General features: G+C 70.0%; 18 protein-coding genes. 9 read left to right on the top strand and 9 right to left on the bottom strand.

The features are described from left to right. Positions 1-82: 82 nt before the first annotated feature. Entirely contained in the window at positions 83-973 is an 891-nt protein-coding gene (locus ACFWNN_RS41010) for a pyridoxal phosphate-dependent decarboxylase family protein (protein WP_382445380.1), read from the top strand. Here ACFWNN_RS41010 and ACFWNN_RS41005 read toward each other — a convergent pair. Further along, complete coding sequence (locus tag ACFWNN_RS41005; RefSeq protein ID WP_382445377.1) at positions 954-1970, bottom strand: LacI family DNA-binding transcriptional regulator; 1017 nt, start codon at positions 1968-1970, stop codon at positions 954-956. The two genes, ACFWNN_RS41010 and ACFWNN_RS41005, sit on opposite strands and share 20 nt — an antisense overlap. 51 nt (positions 1971-2021) lie before the next feature. On the opposite strand from ACFWNN_RS41005, the gene ACFWNN_RS41000 reads away from it, so the two are divergent. Then, on the top strand, positions 2022-4844 hold the full coding sequence (locus ACFWNN_RS41000; protein ID WP_382445376.1) for a BTAD domain-containing putative transcriptional regulator: 2823 nt from the start codon (positions 2022-2024) through the stop codon (positions 4842-4844). Here ACFWNN_RS41000 and ACFWNN_RS40995 read toward each other — a convergent pair. Both ACFWNN_RS40995 and ACFWNN_RS40990 read right to left on the bottom strand, forming a co-directional pair. Continuing rightward, entirely contained in the window at positions 4830-5303 is a 474-nt protein-coding gene (locus tag ACFWNN_RS40995; protein WP_382445375.1) for a hypothetical protein, read from the bottom strand. The two genes, ACFWNN_RS41000 and ACFWNN_RS40995, sit on opposite strands and share 15 nt — an antisense overlap. 49 nt (positions 5304-5352) lie before the next feature. Further along, positions 5353-6813 (bottom strand): sigma-70 family RNA polymerase sigma factor, encoded by a 1461-nt coding sequence (locus ACFWNN_RS40990; RefSeq protein WP_382445374.1) that lies wholly within the window; start codon positions 6811-6813, stop codon positions 5353-5355. A gap of 446 nt (positions 6814-7259) precedes the next feature. On the opposite strand from ACFWNN_RS40990, the gene ACFWNN_RS40985 reads away from it, so the two are divergent. Beyond that, positions 7260-7556 carry a YiaA/YiaB family inner membrane protein gene (locus ACFWNN_RS40985; protein ID WP_382445373.1) on the top strand — a complete coding sequence of 99 codons (297 nt, stop codon included), beginning with the start codon at positions 7260-7262 and terminating at the stop codon, positions 7554-7556. On the opposite strand, the gene ACFWNN_RS40980 is transcribed toward ACFWNN_RS40985, so the two are convergent. Together ACFWNN_RS40980 and ACFWNN_RS40975 are read right to left on the bottom strand one after the other, a co-directional pair. Beyond that, a complete protein-coding gene (locus tag ACFWNN_RS40980; RefSeq protein WP_382445372.1) occupies positions 7553-8767 on the bottom strand; it encodes a sensor histidine kinase in 1215 nt (404 codons plus the stop codon). The two genes, ACFWNN_RS40985 and ACFWNN_RS40980, sit on opposite strands and share 4 nt — an antisense overlap. Next, entirely contained in the window at positions 8764-9465 is a 702-nt protein-coding gene (locus ACFWNN_RS40975; RefSeq protein ID WP_382445379.1) for a response regulator transcription factor, read from the bottom strand. The genes ACFWNN_RS40980 and ACFWNN_RS40975 overlap by 4 nt, the downstream gene beginning before the upstream one ends. A gap of 116 nt (positions 9466-9581) precedes the next feature. Between ACFWNN_RS40975 and ACFWNN_RS40970 the strand changes: the two genes are divergently transcribed. The 4 genes from ACFWNN_RS40970 to ACFWNN_RS40955 are packed head-to-tail and all read left to right on the top strand — an operon-like array spanning position 9582 to position 14247. Further along, a complete protein-coding gene (locus ACFWNN_RS40970; RefSeq protein WP_382445371.1) occupies positions 9582-10772 on the top strand; it encodes an ABC transporter ATP-binding protein in 1191 nt (396 codons plus the stop codon). A gap of 6 nt (positions 10773-10778) precedes the next feature. After that, positions 10779-12053, top strand: coding sequence for an ABC transporter substrate-binding protein (locus ACFWNN_RS40965; RefSeq protein WP_382445370.1), 1275 nt, complete (start codon positions 10779-10781; stop codon positions 12051-12053). Next, the gene (locus ACFWNN_RS40960) at positions 12050-13345 is read left to right on the top strand and encodes an ABC transporter permease subunit (protein ID WP_382445369.1); all 1296 of its coding nucleotides are present in this window, start codon (positions 12050-12052) and stop codon (positions 13343-13345) included. Before ACFWNN_RS40965 ends, ACFWNN_RS40960 begins: the two co-directional genes overlap by 4 nt. Next, positions 13342-14247 carry a carbohydrate ABC transporter permease gene (locus ACFWNN_RS40955; RefSeq protein ID WP_382445368.1) on the top strand — a complete coding sequence of 302 codons (906 nt, stop codon included), beginning with the start codon at positions 13342-13344 and terminating at the stop codon, positions 14245-14247. The genes ACFWNN_RS40960 and ACFWNN_RS40955 overlap by 4 nt, the downstream gene beginning before the upstream one ends. Here ACFWNN_RS40955 and ACFWNN_RS40950 read toward each other — a convergent pair. Next, on the bottom strand, positions 14237-14761 hold the full coding sequence (locus ACFWNN_RS40950; protein WP_382445367.1) for a DinB family protein: 525 nt from the start codon (positions 14759-14761) through the stop codon (positions 14237-14239). The two genes, ACFWNN_RS40955 and ACFWNN_RS40950, sit on opposite strands and share 11 nt — an antisense overlap. A 12-nt stretch (positions 14762-14773) precedes the next feature. Beyond that, positions 14774-15169 carry a hypothetical protein gene (locus ACFWNN_RS40945; protein WP_382445366.1) on the bottom strand — a complete coding sequence of 132 codons (396 nt, stop codon included), beginning with the start codon at positions 15167-15169 and terminating at the stop codon, positions 14774-14776. 229 nt (positions 15170-15398) lie between these two features. On the opposite strand from ACFWNN_RS40945, the gene ACFWNN_RS40940 reads away from it, so the two are divergent. Next, positions 15399-15770, top strand: a complete 372-nt coding sequence (locus tag ACFWNN_RS40940) for a hypothetical protein (RefSeq protein WP_382445365.1) — start codon at positions 15399-15401, stop codon at positions 15768-15770. A 5-nt stretch (positions 15771-15775) separates the two neighbouring features. Next, positions 15776-16246 carry a roadblock/LC7 domain-containing protein gene (locus tag ACFWNN_RS40935; protein ID WP_382445364.1) on the top strand — a complete coding sequence of 157 codons (471 nt, stop codon included), beginning with the start codon at positions 15776-15778 and terminating at the stop codon, positions 16244-16246. A gap of 48 nt (positions 16247-16294) precedes the next feature. On the opposite strand, the gene ACFWNN_RS40930 is transcribed toward ACFWNN_RS40935, so the two are convergent. Together ACFWNN_RS40930 and ACFWNN_RS40925 are read right to left on the bottom strand one after the other, a co-directional pair. After that, positions 16295-17644 carry a glutamate decarboxylase gene (locus ACFWNN_RS40930; protein WP_382445378.1) on the bottom strand — a complete coding sequence of 450 codons (1350 nt, stop codon included), beginning with the start codon at positions 17642-17644 and terminating at the stop codon, positions 16295-16297. 109 nt (positions 17645-17753) lie between these two features. Further along, positions 17754-18785, bottom strand: coding sequence for an NAD(P)-dependent alcohol dehydrogenase (locus ACFWNN_RS40925; RefSeq protein WP_382445363.1), 1032 nt, complete (start codon positions 18783-18785; stop codon positions 17754-17756). Positions 18786-18831: the final 46 nt, after the last annotated feature.

The raw sequence follows: 18831 nt of genomic DNA, 5'->3' as shown, positions 1-18831 counted from the left end.
GAGCACTACAACACTCAACGCCGCCACAGCGCACTCGGAGGCCACCCACCCATCACCCGATTGCAACCAACCTGATGGCCAAATACACCTAGGCGCCCACGACCCCAACGGCACGATCTACGTCACGGCACACACGCACCACTGCGTTGCGAAAGCCGCTCACATCACGGGTTTCCCGGCCGAACGCATCCGCGTCGTCCCCACCGGCACGGACCTGCGCATGGACGTCGCCCAAGCGCGAACCATGATCACCGAGGACCGCGCGCACGGCCTGCGCCCGTTCCTGATCGTCGGCACGGCGGGCGCCACCAGCACCGGCGTCGTCGATCCACTGGACGACATCGCCACCCTCGCCGAAGAGGAATCCCTGTGGTTCCACGCGGACGGCGCGTACGGCGGCGCCTTCCAGCTCACCGACCGCGGCCGCACGACCCTGAACGGCATCACCAGGGCCGACTCGATCGCCTGGGACCCGCACAAGAGCCTCTTCCTCCCGTACGGCACCGGCGTCCTGCTGGTCCGGAACGAGGCACGGCTGCGCGCCGCCCACGTGGCCGACGGCGACTACCTCCAGGACCTCGACCACGGCACCGGCCTGCCCGACTACGCCGACCTCGGCCCCGAGCTCACCCGCGAGTTCCGCGGCCTGCGCGTCTGGCTCCCGCTGCACCTGCACGGCGTCGCCGCGTTCCGCGAAGCCCTCGACGAGAAGCACGACCTCGCGAACCACCTCCGCGCCGAACTGGCGAAGATCGACGGAATCGAGGTGCTCAGGTCCGACCTCACCGTCGTCGTGTTCCGCAGCGCCGACAGCGAACGGTTGCTCAAGGACATCAACGGTTCCGGCCGGTTCTTCGTGTCGAGCACGCGGCTCGACGGACAGTTCACGCTCAGGATGTGCGTGCTCAGCCACCGCACCCACCGCGAGCACGTGGACGAGGTGATCGACCTCGTCAGGCGCTGGCGCGTGTGATCAGCGTCGTCGGCAGCAGCAGGGACGGCGGGAGGCCGGTCTCTCCCGCCAGCTCGGCGAGCAGCCGCCACGTCATCGTGCGCCCGAGCTCCTCGACGTCCTGCCGGATCGTCGTCAACGGCGGTGTGGCGGTCGCCGCGAACACCGAGTCGTCGAACCCGACCACCGCGACGTCCTCCGGCACACGGCGTCCCTGCGCGTGCAGCACCTGCAACGCGCCGAGCGCCATGATGTCCGCGGCCACGAACACGGCGTCGAGGTCAGGAGCCTTGCGCAGCAACGCTTCCATGGCCCGTGCGCCGCTCTCCGGCGTGAAGTCGCCGTGCGCGACCAGGCCGGTCGGCAGCTTCGCCTCGCTCAGCCCGCGCTTGAACCCGCTCAGCCGGTCCGCCCCGACGGCCATGTCCTTCGGCCCGGCGACGGTCGCGATCCGCTTGCGCCCCAACGAGGCCAGGTGCCGGGCGGCTTCCAGCGCGCCGGTGAAGTTGTCGGCGTCCACGAACGGGACGGTCGTCCCCAGCGGGCGCCCGCCGGACACCACGGGCAACCCGATCTCGGCCAGCATCGGCACCAGCGGGTCCTCGCCGTGCAGGCTCACCAGCAACGCGCCGTCCACGTGCCCGCTGCTCAGGTACGCCACCAGGTCGCCCACGTCGGCGGGCTGCGACATCATCAGCAGCAACTGGATGTGCCGCCCGGCCAGCTCGGCGTGGACTCCGCGCAGCACTCCGGCGAAGAACGGGTCGGACAACACCCGGCCGGTGGGTTCGGAGACGACCAGCGCGATGGCGTTGGCGCGGTTGCCGGCCAGGGCGCGCGCGGCCTGGTTGGGGGAGTAGCCGAGCTCGGCGATCGCGGCGTGCACGGCCTCGCGGGCCTTGGCGCTCACGTACTGCTCGTCGTTGATGACGCGCGAGACGGTCGACTTCGACACCCCGGCGACCCGCGCGACCTCTTCGATCCGGGGGCCGGGACGTCGCTTCGCCGTCTCGGTCATGCGCTCATCTTAGGCTGCCTGGCCGGACCATGATCTGTTCAGGGCCATGTCGTGTTCTCCCTCCTCGCGGCGGGGCCGGCCAAGTCTGCAAGATCGTGTGCACAAATCGCGCACAGCGAGTCCCGGTTCTGGCACCATGCGCACCGAGGAGGGCTAGTGCGGTATCGGCTTCTTGGGCCGCTGCAGATCTGGCGTGGGGGCGTGGAACTGCGGCTGGGCGGGCCCCGGCAAAGGGCACTGCTGGCAGCGTTGGCACTGCATGCCAACGAGACGGTCAGTTTTGAACATCTGAGCGAAGCGGTGTGGGAATCTCCACCCGCAGCTCCTGAGTCGAACATCCGGACGTACGTCGCGGCACTGCGCAAGCTCGTGCTGGACGACCTCGTCACCGTCCCGGGCGGGTACCGGCTCAAGGTGCCGGACGCCGAGGTGGACGTCGAGGTCTTCCAACGCGAGTGCGCGGCCGGCGACGAGGCGTTGAAGCAAGGAGAACACGCACAAGCGGTCACTCATTACGGTGAGGCGCTCGCACTGTGGCGCGGCCCGGCGCTGGACGGGCTCACGGTCGGGCCGCGGCTCGAAGCCGAGCTCACGCTTTTGCAGGAACGCCGGCTCACGGTCGCCGAGCAGCACGCGCGTCTCTCGATCGAACTGGGCCAGGGCGAACGGCTGATCGGCGAGCTGCGCAGGCTCACCACGCAGTTCCCGCTGCGCGAACAGCTGTGGTTGCAGCTCATGCACGCGCTGCACCGCGCGAACCGGCCGGCCGAGGCGCTGCGGACGTTCGAGGACGTCCGGGTGCTGCTCGCCGACCAGCTCGGCACCGATCCCGGCAGCGAGCTGCGCGAACTGCACGCGAAGCTGCTCAGGGGCGACGAGCCGCGACCGGCGCTGAACACGCTGCCCCGTGACGTCGCGGACTTCACCGGCCGCACCGCCGAGATCGAACGGCTGACCAGGGCGGTCACCGGCAAGGCGGCGGTCGTGATCTCCGCGATCGACGGCATGCCGGGCGTGGGAAAGACGACGTTGGCCGTCCACTTGGCACACCGGCTGGAGTACCCGGACGGTCAGCTGTTCGTGGACCTGCACGCGCACACGGCGGGTCGTGCGCCCGTGGAACCGACAGACGCGCTCGACGTGCTGTTGCGCGCGCTCGGCCTGGAAGAGATCCCGGTCGGTCTGGACGAACGCGCCGCCATGTGGCGTGGCGAGCTGTCGCGCAGACGGTTGCTCGTCGTGCTCGACAACGCGGTGAGCGCCGACCAGGTGCGTCCGCTGCTGCCGGGCGTGCCGGGGTCGTTGGTGCTCGTCACGTCCCGTGCGCGCCTCACGGAACTCGAAGGCACGTCAACGCTCACGCTCGACGTGCTGTCCGAAGAAGAAGCGCTGCAACTCTTCGCCACGATCGTGGGCGACGAACGCGGCACCGACGACGCGGCCCGGCAAGTGGTGGAGCTGTGCGGACGCCTGCCGCTCGCGGTGAGGCTGGCCGCCGGACGGCTCCGCAGCCGTCCCACGTGGACGACCGCCCACCTCGCGACGCGGCTGCGCGAGGGACGATTATCCGAGCTGGACGCGGTCTTCGCGTTGTCGTTCGGCCAGCTCCCCGCCGCGCACCAGCGGTTGTTCTGCCTGCTGGGCCTGCATCACGGCACGGACCTCGACGTCCACCAGGCCGCGGCGCTCGGCGACCTGGGCGTGCTGGAGTGCGACGGCATGCTCGAAGATCTCGTCGACGTGCACCTGCTGGAAGCCACCACGGTCGGCCGCTACCGGATGCACGACCTGCTCCGGCAGTACGCGCAGTCCAAGGTGCACACCACGCGGGAGCCGCTGACCAGGCTGCTCGACCACTTCCTGGACACGGCGAACCAGGCGACCAGGCTCATGTCGCCCGCCGCGCGCAAGTACGAGGTCGACATCGGCTACCGGCCTGACGGGCGGCTGGTGCTGCGCGACTACGACCACGCCGTCGACTGGCTGGAGACCGAACGCCAGACGCTCGTCGCCGCCGTCGCACTCTCACTCGACGGTGACTGGCGCACGCACACGTGGCAGCTCGCGCGCGCGTTGACGTTCTTCACCATGGTGCGCGGCCACACGCGTGACTGGGCCACCATCAACGAACTCGCGTTGGAAGCGGCCAAGGACGAACCGGTCGCGCTCGCGATCACCACCAAGAACTACGCGATGGTGTTCTGGCAGACCGCCCAGTACCCGAAGGCGATCCACTACAACGAGCGCGCGATCGAGATGCTCCGCGAGCTCGGCGACCTCCAGGGCGTCGCGGGCACGCTGAACAACCTGTCGCTGGTCTACCGCACGCTCGAACGGCATTCCGAGGCCGCCGAGCTGCTCGAACAGGCCATCACGGTGGCGCGTCAACTCGGCGACCGGCACCTCGAGTCGCAGGCGATGAGCAACGTCAGCAACATCTACAGCGCGCTCGGCCGGTACGACGAGGCGTTGCAGGCGTGCACGTCGGCGCTCGCGCTCATGCGGGAGATGGGCAGCCGCCGCGACGAGGCCGACACCCAAAGCGCGCTGGGCATGATCCTGCACGCGATGGGCAGGCACGCCGAGGCGTTGGACGCGCTCGAATCCGCGCTCACGGCCGTGCGGGCGATCGGTGACGTCACGACGGAAACGGTGGTGCTCAACTACCTCGGCGAGGTGCTGACCGCCGCCGGACGCCCGGACGAGGCCGTGACCCGGCTGCACGAGGCGCTCGAACTCGCCGAACGGATCGACGACCGGCGGGAGGCCGCGAACGCGCACAAGCACCTCGCCCAGGCCGTCGCCGATCCGGCGAAAGCCCAGGAACACCAACGGGAAGCGGATGAGCGGTTCGCCGCGCTAGGCGCCGACTGACCGCGGCCCCGGCCTGCCGCCGGGCAGGACCGCCCCGCGCGGCAACCCGTCCCGCAGCAACGGCAACAGCCGCGGATGCTTGCTCATGAGCACCGCGGCTGTGCCGTTGCGCTGCTGGATCCGGCGGCAGAAGTGCGGCGCGAGCGGCACCCCGAGGTAGGCGTCAGCGCGTGGCCCGTAGACGACGGACGTGCCGAGCCCGCACCACGCCGCCGCGACGGCCTGACCGGCGGCCCAGAGGAACCCCTCGACGTACACCCCGCCGTTGTGCCGCCCTGCCTCGCTGAAGGCGTCGCTGAACGTCACCTGCGGCTGCACCCGCGTCCGGTCGTCGGCGGTCCACCAAGTGCCGGCGTCGAGCACCAGCCCCTCGACGCTCGCGTGCGCCCACTCCGAGTCGTCCACGAGCGTGCGGAACGGGGCCTCCAGCTCCGTCAGCGCCGCCGTGAGCTCGTCCACCCGTCCATGGTGCGACGTGTCCGCCGATCCCGCTGTCCGAAGTGGACTCTCAGGCGGACGCCTGGGCGATCGTGATCGAGACGCTCACCCGCACGCCGCCCGCGACCGCCGTGATGACGCCGTCGCCCGCCTTGTTGCCCGCCTGCAGCCGCGCCCGGAACGTGATCGACTGGCCCTGCGCGAGCGGCTGCCCGCCCTCGCACGAGACGCTGCCCTTGCCCGCCGGGCAGCCGACCATGCCGACCGACATCTTGCCCGGGCCGACCGTCTTGATCTTGTCCGGCATGGTCAGCGTCAACGTTGGCACGGTGGCGTCACCCGGCCCGTTGTTGGTGATGACGATGTTCATCTCGTTCGGAGGACCGTCTGTGGTCATCGAGATGGTGCCGGGCCCCGACCCGGACAGCACGCCCGACTGCACCAGCGGGCCCTGCGTGGTCGTCGTGGGCTCGTCGGGACCGGTGGGGTCCTCGCCGCCCGGATCGGCGGACCCGGCGGAAGTGCCCGTCGGCGCCGCTCCCGAGCTCCGCGACGTGCCGGGCTGGCCGGGCTGACCGGGCTGACCGGTCTGCGCGGCGCCGTCCGACGCGCTCGTGCCGCCGACCACCGGTGCCGCGCCCTGGATCGTGGTGTCGCCGGAGCCCGGCACGCTGTCCGAGCTCACCACGCCGGAGGCCGCGACCACGACGACCGCCGCGGCCGAGGCGGCGACGCCCAGCCACGACGTCAGGCTGATGCCGACGGCCGCACCCTTGCCCGCGGCCGTCGCGGCGGCGATGTACCCGGCCGTTCCGGTGCCGAGCACGATCGGCGCGACCAGGCCGCGCAACGCGCCGTTGACGTCGGACAGCTCGCTGGCGAGCTTGCGGCACTCCGCGCACGTGTCCATGTGCTCGTCGATGGAGATCGCTTCGCGTCCCTTGATGCCACCGCGGGTCCACGAGCCGAGCTTCTTCACCGTCGCCTTGCAGTTCTCCGCCGGCTCCTGGTTGACGTGAGCCTGCAGGAACGCCTTGCGCAGCCCCTCGCGCGCACGGAACGCCATCGCGGACACGCCGTTGGGGGTCAACCCGAGCAACGGCGCGATGTCGCCGGGCGACTGCCCCTCGATCGCCGTGTGCCACAGGACGGTCTGCCACCGCTCCGGCAGCGTCGCGAACGCCGTGGCCGCCAGCGTCTGGTCGAGGTTCTCCAGCGCCACGTCGCGGAACGGCACGCTGGTCGCCTTGGTGGCGCCGGGCACCTCCTCGACGTCACCGGCGAGTTCGAGGCGCTTCTCCTTGCGGGTGCGGTCGTACGCCGCGTGCCGCACCGCGGTGAGCAGGTACGGCCGGAACGACGCCCCCGGGCCACCGCCTCCGCGCAACGCGGCGAGCACCTTGGCGAACGCCTCCGCGACGAGGTCGTCGGCGTCCGAGGACGACGAGGACAGCTGCATCGCCAGGATGTTCGCCGAGCGCACGTGCCGTTCGTAGAGCTTGCCGTACTCCTCGACTCTGCCGTCTCTCACGGCGTCGATCAGGTCGGCATCCGACGGCGGTCGTCCACGCTGCCCGATCAAAGAAAGTCCTCTTAACGTGATGCCCTGTGGTGATACGCGGACCCTATCGAGTTGTCTCAACACGAACAATCCACGCATCCGGCCCCGATGCATTAAAAGGCGTTCGGGGCATGGGCAAATGCGGACGAACACAGGCCGGATGGCCCTAGTGGTTGCGTGCTCAAGCAGGCGTCGCCCAGGCGTGGACTCGCCTGGTCACCATGAATGCGGAACGTCACCTTCGTTCGCAAAACTAATCGAACCACAGGTCATTTTTTGATAACGCCGCAAAAGGAGCAGGTGGCGTTAGGGCAAAAGCATCAGTGGTCGTTCCGTAATGTGAACGGCGTAACCGTGACCACGACATGAGTAGCCGTACTCATGACAGCGGCGCGGAGACCCAGGACTCTCGGATCATGACTGCTCCCGCACCCACGCACACGCCGACGACCGCCGCGTTCTACGTGCAGGCGGTCCTCTCGTTCGGGCTCTCGCTGACCGCCGTCGGCATCGGAGTCGTGTTCCTGCCCGTCGACGGCTGGGTCCGCGCGTTCCTCGGCATCGCCATGCTCTACACCGTGACCTCGGCGTTCACCCTGGCCAAGGTGCTGCGGGACCGGCAGGAGGACACCTACATCACGAGCCGCGTCGACCGCGCCAGACTCGACAAGCTGCTGACCGAGCACGACCCGTACAAGCTGGACGTCGCCTAACGGTGCCCGTGCCACAGCCGCCACGCGCGCGGGCTCTCCGGTTCGTGGTGGCTGTTGGCCTCGCCGAACCGCAACCGCACGCGCGCGCCGCCCAGCCGTCCGCGCTCCAGGTGGATCGTGCCGCCGGTGGCCTCCGCGGCCGCCCGCGCGATGTCGAGGCCGAGACCCGTCGACCCGCCTCCGCTGCTGCCGCGGTGCAACGCCGAGGACGGGTCGGCCAGGCCGGTGCCGCCGTCCTCGACCACCAGCGTCACCCACCCGGCGTGTCGCACGACCGACACGCCGACCGACGCGGCGGGCGGAGTGTGCCGGAAGACGTTTTCCAGCAGCGTGTCCACCACCGCGCCCAGCGCGTCGGGCGAGAGCGGTACCCAGCACGGTTCGCCGACGTCGATCTCGCACACCCTGCCCTGGTCGGCGGCGTGGGCGGACCAGAACGCCATCCTGGTCTCGACGACCGACGCCACGTCGCACTTGCCCGCCACCTCGACCATGGTCGGTTGCAGCGACTGGATGATCCGGTCGACGTCGTGGCCCAGCGTGCTGACGGCGCTGCGGATCCGGTCGGCCACCGCACCTGACCCGACGGCGTCCGCGTCCAGCCGCAGGGCCGCCAGCGGGGTGCGCAGCCGGTGCGAGACGTCCGCGATCATCTCGCGCTCCTTGGCGAGCAGCAGCGAGGTGCGCGACGACGCCTCGTCGATCGACTCGGCCAGCTCCTCCAGCTCACGCGGCCCGCGCAGGCGCACCCGCCGTCCGACCGACGACTTCAGGTCCCGCAACGCGTGCAGCACCGGCGTGAAGGTCCGATGTCCCCACCACACCGCGCCCGCCAGCGCCGCGGCGGCGAGGCCGATCACCAGCAACACCACGAGGAACGGGAACTCGACGGCGGCCGGTACCACCGAAACCACCGCCCCGCCAACGGAAGCCGCCGGCTCGCCACCACCCGCGCCGAGCCGGGTGCCGTCCGCCAGCACCACGGACAACCTGCCCTCGGAACCGGCGGTGGTGCGCGCGATCGTTCCGCGCACGGCGTCGGCGTTGGACGACACGGCCAGCACCCCGGCGACCACGGCCGCGTCGCGCCGATCCGCCTCGGCCGCGGTGTCCGAGGCGTGCGAGTAGGTCAGAAACCCTGCGGTGAGCACGAAAACGACCGCGACCAGCCCGGCGCCGAGCAGCAGCGCACGGGTGATGACAGCCCTCATTCCGGCGCCGCCAGCTTGAAGCCGACGCCCCGGACCGTGTGCAGATAACGCGGGTGCGCCGCCGTCTCGCCGAGCTTGCGCCGCAACCACGACGCGTGCACGTCGATCGTCTTGTCGTCACCTGCGTACGCGGTGCCCCACACGGCCTGGATCAGCTCACGGCGGGAGACGACGCGCGCCGGCCGTTGCGCGAGATAGGCGAGCAGGTCGAACTCCCGCCTGCTCAGCGCGAGCACGGCGTCGCCGAGCGTGGCCGCCCGCTGGGCGAGGTCGATGCGCAGCTCACCGAGTTCCAGGACCACCGACGGCGTGGACGGGCCGTGGGTGCGGCGCAGCAGGGCGTTCATCCGCGCGGCCAGGTGCTCGGCCGAGAACGGCTTGACGATGTAGTCGTCCGCGCCCGCGTTCAACGTGCTGACGACCGACGTCTCAGCGCCCCGTGCCGTCGCCACGATCACCGGCACGTTGCTCACCCCGCGCAGCATCCGCAGCGCCGCCACGCCGTCGAGGTCGGGCAGCCCAAGATCGAGGATCACCAGGTCGAGGTCGGAGGTGCCGGCCTCCCGCAACGCCGCGACCGCCGTGCTGACGGCCAGCACGACGTGCCCGAGGTCGGTCAGCGCGTGCACGAGCGCTGCCTGGACCACCGGGTCGTCCTCGACGACGAGCACCTTCGACATAGCACGCAGGGTAAGCAGCGAACGAGTTGTTTGGGAGGCTTGGCGCGAGCTTATCGAGATCGTGTTTCGTCCTTGAACGTCATTCAGGACGTCCCGGCCTACGGTCTGCGAACACACCGGACCAGGGAGTTGGCGTGGCAGAAGTCGTTCTGACGGGGCTGGGCAAGGCCTACGGTGACGGCACCAGGGCGGTCACCGATCTCAACCTGGAGATCCGCGACGGCGAGTTCCTGGTGCTCGTGGGCCCGTCCGGCTGCGGCAAGACGACGGCGCTGCGGATGATCGCGGGCCTCGAGCAGATCACCGAGGGCACGATCCACATCGGCGAGCAGGTCGTGAACGACGTGCCGTCCCGTGACCGCGACGTGGCGATGGTGTTCCAGTCGTACGCGCTCTACCCGCACCTCAACGTGTACGACAACATCGCGTTCGGCCTCACGCTGCGCAAGCTCCCCAAGGCCGAGATCGACCACCGGGTGCGCGAGGTCGCGGCCGTGCTCGAACTGACCGAGCACCTGGACCGCAAGCCGCGCAACCTCTCCGGCGGGCAACGGCAGCGCGTCGCGATGGGCCGGGCGATCGTGCGCGCGCCCCAGGCGTTCCTGATGGACGAACCTCTGTCCAATCTGGACGCCAAGCTGCGCGTGCAGATGCGCGCCCAGATCGCCCGCATCCAACGCGAGATCGGCGTGACCACGGTCTACGTCACGCACGACCAGACCGAGGCCATGACCCTGGGCGACCGCGTGGCGGTGATGCGCCGCGGGGTGTTGCAACAGGTCGGGCCGCCCCAGGAGCTCTACGACCGGCCGGTCAACCTGTTCGTCGCCGGGTTCATCGGCTCGCCGGGCATGAACCTGTTGTCCGCGCGGCTCAGCGAGGACGCCGACGGCCGGTTCTGGGTCTCGCTCGACTCCGACGCGTTGCTGCTGCCGGAGTCCGTTCCGCGGCAACGCCCTCGGTTGAAGCAGTACGTCGGCCGCGACGTCGTGGTCGGCATCCGCCCGGAGGACATGGAGGACACGGCGCTCGCCGACGCGCGGGAAGGCGAGATCCTGCATTCGGTCGCCGACCTGGTCGAGGCCATGGGCTCCGACGTCCTCGTGCACTTCCCGGTCGACGTCCCGCCGGTCGTCACCGACGACACCCGCGAGCTCGCGCAGGACGCCGGCACCGACGACCTGCCGGGCGGCAGGGGAACCGTGCTGGTCGGCCGGTTCAGCCCGCGCACCCGCATCTACGAAGGACAACCCGTCGCCGCCTGGGTGGACACGTCCCGGCTGCACTTCTTCGACCCGGCCACCGGGTCCTCGATCTGGAAGTAGGCTTCAATGTCGAAGCAGTGGATCGCGTTGGTCGCGCTGGCCGCCGCCGCGTGCTCCGGGGGTGCGACCGGGGCGAGCGAGGACCTCGCAGGCCAGACCGTCGAGGTCTTCGGGCCGTGGACCGGGGACGAGCAGAAGAGCTTCGAGCAGGTGCTCCAGGCGTTCGGCGACAGGACGGGCGCCGAGGTGAAGTACACACCCGCCGGTGACGAGCTGCCGACCTTGGTGCAGACCAGAGTCTCCGGCGGCACACCACCGAACGTCGCGCTCGTCGCCCAGCCCGGTCTGGTCGCCCAGTTCGCGAAGGCCGGGTCGCTCAAGCCGTTGAGCGCGGACGTCGAGAAGGCCGTCATCGAGCACAACGCGTCGGTGTGGAAGCAGCTCGGCAGCGTCGAGGGCAAGCTGTACGGCTTCACCTTCAAGGCCGCCAACAAGTCCGCGTTCTGGTACAGCGAGAAGGCGTTCCGGCAGGTCGGGGCCACGCCACCGGAGACCTGGGACGACCTGATCAAGGTCAGCAAGGCCATCTCCGAAACGGGCCTCGCGCCGGTGTCGATCGGCGGCGCGGACGGCTGGACGCTCACCGACTGGTTCGAGAACGTCTACCTGCGCACCGCGGGACCGGACAACTACGACAAGCTCGCGAAGCACGAGATCCCGTGGACCGACCCGACCGTGAGGAAGGCCCTGGAGGAACTGGCGAAGCTCTGGGGCGACCCGACGCTGATCGCGAGCGGCGCGCTGCAGACCGAGTTCTCGAAGTCCGTGATCAACGTCTTCGGCGAGCCGTCCACGGCGGCGATGGTCTTCGAGGCGGACTTCGTCGCGAGCGTGATCACCATCTACACCAGGGCGAAGGTCGGTGAGGACGCGAAGTTCTTCCCGTTCCCGTCGGTCGCGGGCAGCGAGGACGCCGTGGTCGCCGGCGGTGACATGGCGGTGCAGTTCAAGGACGACAGGGCGACGACCGAGCTGATGAAGTTCCTGGCGTCACCTGAGTCCGGCAAGATCTGGGCTGAGCTCGGCGGGTTCCTCTCGCCCAACAGGAACATCCCGGAGACCTCCTACCCCGACGCCGTGACGCAGGACCTCGCACAGCGGATCGTCGACGCGGGCGACAACGTCCGGTTCGACATGTCCGACCTGGCGCCGGCCGCGTTCGGCGGCACGAAGGGCGCGGGGGAGTGGAAGGACCTGCAGGACTTCCTGGCCGACCCGAAGAACGTCGACGGCATCATGACGCGCCTGGAAGCCAACGCGGCGAAGGCCTACACCAAATGAGGCTCCCCGCGAACGTGGACGCCGCGCCGGGCCGCTCGCCACGGCAGGCGATCCCGTTCCTGCTCCCCGCACTGGTGGTGCTCGCCGCGCTGGTGCTGTACCCGCTGGTGTTCTCGTTGATCCGCAGCTTCTTCGACGCCAGCGGTGACGAGTTCGTCGGCGTCCGCAACTACGTCGACACGTTCACCGACACCCGGACGCTGATGGCGTTCCGCAACAACGTGATCTGGGTGGTCGTCGCCCCGGCGGCGGTCACCGGGCTCGGCCTGATCCTCGCCGTGCTGACCGAACGGATCCGGTGGGCGACGGCGTTCCGGCTGGTGCTGTTCATGCCGATGGCGATCTCGTTGTTCGCGTCGGGCGTCATCTTCCGGCTGGTGTACGCGCAGGAGCCGGAGGAGGGCGTCGTGAACGCGGCGATCGTCGGCGTGCACGACATCTTCAGCCCGGCCTCGCAGTACCCCGGTGCGCGGCCGCGAGACGGTTACGCCGCAACGGATGCCGGGTTCGCGTCGATCCGGCCCGCGCGGGCGGGCGAGACGATCTCGGTGCCGCTCGTCGGGTATCCGCCGCAGGACGTGTCGGAGAAGGCGTTGCCGGCGTCGGTGCCGGCCGCGGGCCCCGGTGAGCTGAGGGGCGTGCTGTGGCTCGACGTGTCGCTGGGCGGCAAGGCGGGCACGGTCGACCCGACCGAACGCGGCCTGCCGGGCGTCGCCGTGGAGGCCGTGCGGGACGGAAAGGTCGTGGGGCGCACGACGAGCGGGGACGACGGCAGGTTCACGTTCCCCGACCTGGGCCCGGAGGAGGTGACGGTGCGGCTGGCGAAGGAGAACTTCTCGCTGCCGTTCCGCGGGCTGACCTGGCTCGGGCCGTCGCTGATCACCCCGGTGATCATCTCGTCCTGGATCTGGATCATGACGGGCTTCGCGATCACGTTCATCGCGGCGGGGCTCTCGGCGATCCCCCGGGACGCGCTGGAGGCCGCGCGGGTCGACGGCGCGACGGAGTGGCAGGTGTTCCGGCGGGTGACGATTCCCTTGCTGTCACCTGTTCTGCTGGTGGTGTTCGTGACGTTGGTGATCAACGTGTTGAAGATCTTCGAGCTGGTGTTCGTCATCGCGCCGGGATCGGTGCAGGGCGAGGCGAACGTGCTGGCGTTGCAGATGTGGCAGGTGTCGTTCGGCACCGGCGGCGACCAGGGGGCGGGCAGCGCGCTCGCGGTGATCCTGTTCCTGCTGGTGGCTCCGGCGATGCTGTTCAACATCCGCCGATTCCGACGGGAGCGGTCGTGACTGCTGTGGCCGACGAGGTCCGCATCGACGTGCCGGTGTCCGGCACGCCCCGGCGCGGTGTGCTGACACGAGTGGTCTCCCGGCTGGGCAACGGGTTCGTGCAGGTCGTGCTGGCGCTGGTGGCGGTGTTCTGGCTGGTGCCGGTGTTCGGCCTGCTGATGGCGTCGCTGCGGGACGAGTCGGCGAACACCGCGAGCGGCTGGTGGACCGTGTTCACCAAGCCGGCCGAGCTGACCCTGGCGAACTACGCCGAGCTGGTGGCGGACCGGGACGTGTGGCAGTCGTTCCTCAACACGTTCTACATCGCCGTGCCCGCAACGGTTCTGGTCGTGGTGATGGCGTCGCTGGCGTCGTACGCGCTGGCGTGGATCGAGTTCCCCGGCCGGGAGGCGGTCACGGTCGTCGTGGTCGGGTTGCTCGTGATGCCGATCCAGGTCGCGCTGATCCCGGTGGCGAAGCTGTTCGGCGCTCTCGGTCTGTTCGGCACGATCGCGGGCGTGGTGCTGTTCCACGTCGCGTTCGGCCTGCCGTTCGCCATCTTCCTGCTGCGCAACTTCTTCGCCGGCATCCCGCGCGACCTGATCGAGGCCGCGCGGATGGACGGCGCGACGGAGTGGGTGATCTTCCAGCGGGTGATCCTGCCGGTGGCCAAGCCGGCGATCGCGTCGCTGACGATCTTCCAGTTCCTCTGGGTGTGGAACGACCTGCTGGTGGCGCTGGTGTTCGCGGACCAGGACTCGGCGCCGATCACCGTGGCGCTGCGGGCGCAGCTCCGCCAGTTCGGCACCAACATCGACATGCTGTCGACCGGCGCGTTCCTGTCGATGGTCGTGCCGCTGGCGGTGTTCCTGGTGTTCCAGAAGTACTTCGTGCAGGGCGTGCTGGCCGGGTCTACGAAGTAGTCGCGGCGATGGCGTCGAGGTCGCGGGTGGCGTAGCGCAGGTGCTCCTGCTCCTCCTCCAGGATGGTGTGGAGGCAGGACAGGGTGGTCTCCGGGTAGGCCGGGGCCCACGGGTTGGCGCGGGGGACGGCCAGGTCGGCCTCGGTGACGGTGGCGAGGAAGTCGCGCACCATCGCCGCCCGGTCGGCCCGTGCCCGCAGCACCTCGTCGTAGGGCGGGGTGCCGGAGACGAAGACGGTCATGTCGTGGCCGTCGGTCTCGTACTCGGAGTTCGGCAGCCCGAGCGGGTGGTACGGCTCCTCCCGGCCGAGGATCGCGCGGCCGAGCCAGGTGTCGGTCGCCATGACCAGGTGCCGGACGGTCTGGGCGAACGACCACTCGCCGTTCACCGAGACGTCCCTGGTGCCCGGCGGCATCGTCTCGACCCGCTCCACGGCCTGGGCCCAGGCGGCCTCGACCGCCTGCCACTCGGCGCGCAGCCCGTCCGGGGTGTCGGGGAAGCCGGGACTCGTCACGGGTGGGTCCTCTCAGTCCGAGATGCTGCCGGACAGTCTCGCCGTGTTCGTGCTGCCCGGCGAGCCGCTGCCACTGGTCTGGGTGAGCAGCCGCCCGGCCGAGACGGCCTTCGCCTGCACGCTGCCGCCGTCGTAGGACATCTCCAGCTTCCACTCGTGCTTGCCGCTCTTCTGCGGGAACTCGAGCGTCCTGGACCACGGGAGCGTCACCGACTTCTCCTCGGTGGCGGTGCCGTCGACGGTCAGCGTCAGCGTGGTGATCGTGGCCGTGCCCGTCACCTCCAGCACGATCTTCGTCATCTCGGCGGCCGTGGTGGGCGCAGGGCTTTCCGGCGGCGGTGCGGGAGTGCTGCCGCACGCGCTGAGCAATCCCGTGACGAGCAACGCGAGGACGAACCGTCGACTCATGCGTTCACCCTGGCAGACCGGTACCGGTCCCGGGCGGACCGGTTAGGACTGTCCGCACTGGACGTTCGTTCGGTCCTGAACGGACCGGTTACTCCGAACAGGCCTGTCATTAGCCCCTTCGTGGCGACGTAGGGTGACGTGATCACACGGGTCGCCTGCGGTTTTTCGGTGGGGCATCGGCGAAATCGCAACCGTGTGTGACAAGGCGCGCACGAGGAGAAGCATTCGGATGAACATCGAAACGGCGCTCAAAGAGGCGATGACCATCACGGGAGCGGTGGGTGTCGCACTCGTGGACTACGACAGCGGCATGTCGCTCGGCTCGATCGGGGGCGGTGACTGGCTGAACCTGGAGGTGGCCGCGGCCGGGAACACCGAGGTCGTCAGGGCGAAGCAGCGGGTGATCTCCGCGCTGAACCTGAACGACGAGATCGAGGACATCCTGATCACGTTGCACCGCCAGTACCACCTGATCCGCCTGCTCTCCGGCGGCAAGCGCGGCAACGCGCTGTTCCTCTACCTCGTTCTGGACCGCGAGCGTGCGAACCTCGCGCTCGCCAGGCACAGCCTGAGGGCCATCGAAACCGACCTCACGGTGTGAACGAGATGTCCACCCAGGCAGCGCAGAACTCCGGCGCGCTGCCCCTGCGCAGGCGCGGTGCGGCGAAACCGGCACCGGCGATCGCGCGACAGGGAGCGGGCCACAACGCCAGGAAGATGACCGAGGCACTGCAGGCGATCCAGGACGACATCGACTCCATCTCGATCAACGGGGTGCTGGTCGCGACCCGCGACGGCCTGGTGCTGTGCGGGATCACGCGCGGCATCGAGGACGACGGCGTGGCCGCGATGGCCGCCGCGGCGGCGGGCCTCGCGAGCCAGTTCACCTCGCAGGCGAGGGTCGGCAGCCCCAAGGCCGTGTTCTTCGAAGGGGAGTCCGGCCAGGTCGGCGTCTTCGGTGTGGACGAGGACACGCTGCTGGTCGTGCTCGGTGAACGGGACACGACGATGGGCATGTTCAACGTCCGCGCGAAGCAGGCACTCGGCCTGCTGCACACGGCACTCGCGACCTCATGAGGCAGTGGGCCGGTCGCTCGGCGGCGACCGGCCTTTCTGGCACGACCGTCAGGACGTGCGGGTGTCCGTGCCGTGGGCGAACGAGGCAGAGCTCTCGTCGTGGCGCGGTCGCTGCTGGGCCTGCAGGACGGGCAGGCTGCGGCTGAGGTCGTCGATCAGCAGATCGGCGAGGTCGTGGGTGAACCCGTTGCGCACGACGACGCGGAGCACGGCAAGGTCCTCGCGGTCGGCCGGGAACGTGTAGGCGGGGACGAGCCAGCCGCGTTCGCGCAGGGCGGCCGAGACGTCGAACACGGAGAACCGGGTTTCGTCGTCGGCGACCGTGAAGGCGAAGACGGGGAGCTGGTCCCCTCGGGTGAGCAGCCGGAACGGGCCGAGCGCGGCGATGCGGCCGGCGAGGCTCGTCGCGACGTCGCGGCTGTAGTTCTGGACGCGGGTGTAGCCGTCGATCCCGAGCCGCAGGAACGAGTAGTACTGGGCCGCGACCTGGGCGCCGGGGCGGGAGAAGTTGAGGGCGAACGTGGGCATGTCGCCGCCGAGGTAGTTGACGTGGAACACGAGGTCCTCCGGCAACGCGGCGGCGTCGCGCCAGAGCACCCAGCCGACGCCGGGGTAGACGAGCCCGTACTTGTGGCCGGAGGTGTTGATCGAGGCGACGCGGGGGAGCTGGAAGTCCCACACCAGCTCCGGGTCGCAGAACGGGGCGATCATCGCGCCGGACGCGCCGTCCACGTGCACCGGGATGTCCCAGCCGTGTTCGGCCTGCACGGCGTCCAGCGCGGCGCAGATCTCCGCGACGGGCTCGTAGCTGCCGTCGAAGGTGGAGCCGAGGACCGCGACCACGCCGATGGTGTTCTCGTCGCAGTGCCCGGCGACCTGGTCCGCGGTGAGGTGGAACCGGTCGCCCTCCATCGGCACCAGCCTGCACTCGACGTCCCAGTAGTTCGCGAACTTCTCCCAGCAGACCTGGACGTTGACGCCCATGACCACGTTCGGCCGGTCGGCGGGGAGGTGCGCCGCGCGTCGCCGGTGCTGCCAGCGGCGTTTCATGGCGAGGCCGGCGAGCATGCACGCCTCGCTGGACCCGGTCGTGGAACAGCCGGTCGGATGGTCGGCGTCGGGCGCGTGCCAGAGCGCGGCGAGCATCCGCACGCACCGTTGTTCCAGCTCGGCGGTGCGCGGGTACTCGTCCTTGTCGATCATGTTCTTGTCGGCGCAGTCGGCCATCAGCCTCGCGGCCTGCGGCTCCATCCACGTCGTGACGAACGTGGCCAGGTTGAGCCTGGAGTTGCCGTCGAGCATCAGTTCGTCGTGCACCACCTGGTAGGCGGTGTCGGCATCGAGCTCGCCGGCGGGCATCCGGTCCCGGGGGATGCCGCCGGGTTCGCGGAGGAACACGGGGTTCGCCTCGACGTGGCCCCGGGCGTTGTGGCGCGGGTCGGACGGGTGGATGAGCGGCACCACCCCATTCTCGCGGTCTCCGGTGATCCCGCCACCCGGCGCGGCCTCAGTCGTCGAGGTCGGACAGGTCCAGCACGAAGCGGTAGCGCACGTCGTTGCGCGCCAACCGGTCCAGCGCGGTGCCGACCTGGCGGGACGGCACGACCTCGACGTCCGCCGTGATGCCGTGCGTGCCGCAGAACTCCAGCATGGCCGCGGTCTGGGCACGCCCGCCGCTGCCCGACGAGCTGAGCTTCTTCCTGCCCAGCAACAGGTCCATCACGTCGACGGTGACCGTGCCGAGGTCGCCGACGTGGCTGAGCGTGCCGTCCACGGCCACGACGCCGAGGTACGGCTTGAGGTCGTGCGGCGCGGCGATGGTGTCGATCAGCACGTCGAACCGGTGGGCCGCGGCGGCGAGCTGCTGCTCGTCCGTCGTCACCAGCAGGCCGCGGGCACCGAGCTTCGCCGCGTCCGCCGCCTTGTCCGGCGTGCGGCTGAGCACCGTCACCTCGGCGCCCAGCGCGACGGCGAACTTGACGGCCAGGTGCCCGAGTCCGCCCAGGCCCGCCACCGCGACCTGCGTGCCGGGGCCGACGTTCAACGCGCGCAACGGTTCCCACACCGTGATGCCCGCGCACAGCAACGGCGCGGCGGCCGCCGGGTCCAGGCTCGCGGGCAGGGGATAGGTGAAGTCCTCGCGCACCACGTACTCGCGTGCGTAGCCGCCGAGGGTCGTCGTGCCGTCGTGACGGTCTTTGCCGCCGTAGGTGAGGGTCGGGAACTCGGCGCAGTAGTTCTCCTGGTCGCCCAAGCACATCACGCACTTGCCGCACGAGTCGACGATGTTGCCCACCGCGACGGGATCACCCGGTGCGAACCGCGTGACGGCGGGCCCGACCTCCGTGACGACGCCGGTGAACTCGTGGCCGGGGACGAGCAGGCCGCCGTCGTGGGCGTTGAGGGCGTGCAGGTCGGTGTGGCAGACGCCGCAGAAGTCCACGCGCACCGCGACGTCGTCCGGTCGCAGGTCGCGGCGTTCGATCGGAGTCGGGCGCAGGCCGTCGTCGGTGGCCTGCCAGCCGGTGGTGGTGCGCATCGCTCTCCCAAACAGAACAGTCGGTTTGTTTTCTCGACGGTACCCC

It is taken from the genome of Lentzea sp. NPDC058450, from assembly GCF_042721395.1.
Taxonomy (GTDB): domain Bacteria; phylum Actinomycetota; class Actinomycetes; order Mycobacteriales; family Pseudonocardiaceae; genus Lentzea.
The sequence above is the reverse complement of the archived record's forward strand: the minus strand, read 5'-3'. Positions and strand labels throughout refer to the sequence as shown.

Bases quoted from the DNA above. Each gene is read 5' to 3' on its own strand.
- ACFWNN_RS41005 (WP_382445377.1), bottom strand. From the start codon at position 1,970: ATGACCGAGACGGCGAAGCGACGTCCCGGCCCCCGGATCGAAGAGGTC.
- ACFWNN_RS40985 (WP_382445373.1), top strand. From the start codon at position 7,260: ATGACTGCTCCCGCACCCACGCACACGCCGACGACCGCCGCGTTCTAC.
- ACFWNN_RS40980 (WP_382445372.1), bottom strand. From the start codon at position 8,767: ATGAGGGCTGTCATCACCCGTGCGCTGCTGCTCGGCGCCGGGCTGGTC.
- ACFWNN_RS40965 (WP_382445370.1), top strand. From the start codon at position 10,779: ATGTCGAAGCAGTGGATCGCGTTGGTCGCGCTGGCCGCCGCCGCGTGC.
- ACFWNN_RS40960 (WP_382445369.1), top strand. From the start codon at position 12,050: ATGAGGCTCCCCGCGAACGTGGACGCCGCGCCGGGCCGCTCGCCACGG.
- ACFWNN_RS40945 (WP_382445366.1), bottom strand. From the start codon at position 15,169: ATGAGTCGACGGTTCGTCCTCGCGTTGCTCGTCACGGGATTGCTCAGC.
- ACFWNN_RS40940 (WP_382445365.1), top strand. From the start codon at position 15,399: ATGAACATCGAAACGGCGCTCAAAGAGGCGATGACCATCACGGGAGCG.
- ACFWNN_RS40935 (WP_382445364.1), top strand. From the start codon at position 15,776: ATGTCCACCCAGGCAGCGCAGAACTCCGGCGCGCTGCCCCTGCGCAGG.
- ACFWNN_RS40925 (WP_382445363.1), bottom strand. From the start codon at position 18,785: ATGCGCACCACCACCGGCTGGCAGGCCACCGACGACGGCCTGCGCCCG.